The organism is Arthrobacter sp. 05L45_2 (assembly GCF_056397525.1).
Window position 1 is genome coordinate 1 of sequence record NZ_JBFTNO010000311.1, and the last position, 2,158, is coordinate 2,158.

At 68.4% G+C, this 2,158-nt stretch carries 4 protein-coding genes; 2 read left to right on the forward strand and 2 right to left on the reverse strand.

Annotated elements, in window-relative coordinates:
- Positions 1–159 precede the first annotated feature (159 nt).
- Complete coding sequence (gene rbfA, locus AC1DHD_RS15845; RefSeq protein ID WP_476880628.1) at positions 160–669, forward strand: 30S ribosome-binding factor RbfA; 510 nt, start codon at positions 160–162, stop codon at positions 667–669.
- Positions 670–821: 152 nt separating this feature from the next.
- A complete protein-coding gene (gene trxA, locus AC1DHD_RS15850) occupies positions 822–1,265 on the forward strand; it encodes a thioredoxin (protein WP_476880629.1) in 444 nt (147 codons plus the stop codon).
- On the opposite strand, the gene AC1DHD_RS15855 is transcribed toward trxA, so the two are convergent.
- Positions 1,242–1,439: a hypothetical protein gene (locus tag AC1DHD_RS15855; RefSeq protein WP_476880630.1), complete on the reverse strand. Its 198-nt coding sequence runs from the start codon at positions 1,437–1,439 to the stop codon at positions 1,242–1,244. The two genes, trxA and AC1DHD_RS15855, sit on opposite strands and share 24 nt — an antisense overlap.
- Before the next feature lie 93 nt (positions 1,440–1,532).
- Positions 1,533–2,158: pyridoxal phosphate-dependent aminotransferase (locus AC1DHD_RS15860; protein ID WP_476880631.1), on the reverse strand; the 626-nt coding region annotated here is incomplete at its 5' end.

Here is a 2,158-nt window from a genome sequence, read left to right on the forward strand (position 1 = left end):
TTGCCGCCCAGCTTCGGTAGGCCCGATGCCACTCCCGGGCCGCCGGAGAAATTCCAACGGTGGTCCGTCGTTGACTCACCATAGTGCGTGGCAGAAAACTGAAACGAGCGACCCCGCCCCATCGGCGCCGTCGTACATCCAAAATTTTTAGGAGTGGAAATGGCTGATCCCGCACGGGCTGCCAAGTTGGCGCAGCGGATTAAGGTTGTTGTTGCCGAGGCGCTGGGGCGCCGGGTGAAGGATCCCCGGCTTGAGGGCGTGACCGTCACCGACGCACGTGTGACCAACGACCTGCAGCACGCCACGGTCTACTACACCGTCTTCGGCGACGAGGTTGCCCAGTCGGACGCCGCGAAGGGCCTGGAGAAGGCCAAGGGGGTGCTGCGCCAGGAAGTGGGCCGCAACATCACCGTGCGGCTGACGCCGACGCTGGAATTCGTCGCCGACCAGATCCCGGTTGTGGCCTCCAACCTCGAAGAGCTCCTGCGCGCCGCCAAGAAGCGCGACGCCGAGGTAGCTGCCCTCGCGGCCGGTGCCAAGCACGCCGGCGACGCCGACCCGTACAAGAGCGACGTCCCCGAGGACATCGAACTCGACGAAGACGACTTCGATGAGGAAGATACCGACCTCACCGTTGACCGCGACGTCGACGAGGACAGCAACAAGTAGTCCCCACCCGTCATCACCAGCACTGGCCGGACCCGGCAACGGGGCCGGCCAGTGCCGTCTGGGCCCGGAGGACTTTGGACCCTAGGCCCCGGCCTGGCCGGAGCGTCCCATGGAACCATGACTGCGGGCGAGCCCACGGGCGGCGGCCGGCCGTGACGAAGGCCCTGACCAAGTGCCCGGCGTGCGGCACCACCAACCGTGTCCCGGCTACCGGGTCCGGCCGTCCGCGCTGCGGCAAATGCCACGCGCACCTGCCCTGGATCGTGGAGGCCGGCGACGGCGACTTTGCCGCGGTCGCAGAGCAGTCCCCGGTGCCTGCCCTGGTCGATTTCTGGGCCGCCTGGTGCGGCCCGTGCCGGATGGTCAGCCCCGTGCTGGACAAGCTGGCCCGGGAACGCGCCGGACGGGTCAAATTGGTGAAGGTCGACGTCGACACCTCGCCGGACCTGTCCCGGCGCTTCGACGTCCAGGCCATCCCAACGATGCTGGTGGTGTCAGGCGGGAAAGTGGTGGCCCGCCAAACCGGGGCGCCGCCGGCAGCCGCACTGGCTACCTGGCTCGATACCGCACTGTCAGCGCCGCCGTCGGGCGCCTAAACCGCCTAACAACGGTGAGCCCATGCCCAGCAGGAAGCCGAAGTCATACCAGTTGCCGGCCCGTCCCGTGTTGTAGAAGGGGAACTCGCGCCAGGCGCCGAACACGTGCGCAATCAGGATGATCCAGGCCGTGATCCCGTTCCAGATACCCCACAACAAGTCCTGCCACCACATGAGGTCCTCCTCCCGGGCCGCCGCGCACCCGCCCTGAATCCGCCCGCACCCGCGTCCGGTCAGGCTACTGCCTGGTCCGGCCGCGCGGTAGGACTAGAGGGCCCCTCCGCGGGCGGGAAGCCTGCCGACGCCCTCCACAAGCTCCGCCTGGCCCCCGCACAGGGCAATCCGGATCCAGCCCTCGCCGATCGACCCGAACGCGGTACCCGGGGCGAAGGACACTCCGGCGTCCGCGAGGAAGCGCCGCACCCAGGACCGGACGTCGCCGCCGCTGACGTGCGAGACGTCCGCCCAGAGGTAAAAGGCGCCCTGGGCCGTGAGGAAGGGAATGCCCTTGGATTCCAGCACTGCTGAGGCGGCGTCCCGGTTCGCGCGGTAGTGCGCGTGGGCGTGGCTGACGTAGTCCTGCGGTCCGGTCAGGGCCGCGAGGGCAGCGTACTGCGAGGGTGATGCCACGCAGGAGACGATCGCCTCCATCACGTTGTTCATCTGCTGTTCGAGCCCGGGCGGGCAGACCAGCGCGCCGATCCGCAAGCCCGTCAGGCCGTAGGTTTTGGACAGGGTCAGGGAGGTGAACACCCGGGCCTCGCCGGGAACGTCGCTGTCGAACCGCGCCGGGCTGACATGCGGGACGTCGTAGGTGAAGGCCTCGTAACACTCGTCCGAAATGATCCAGAGGTCGTGCCGGACGGCCAGCTCCACCAGGCTGCGGGTGAGGT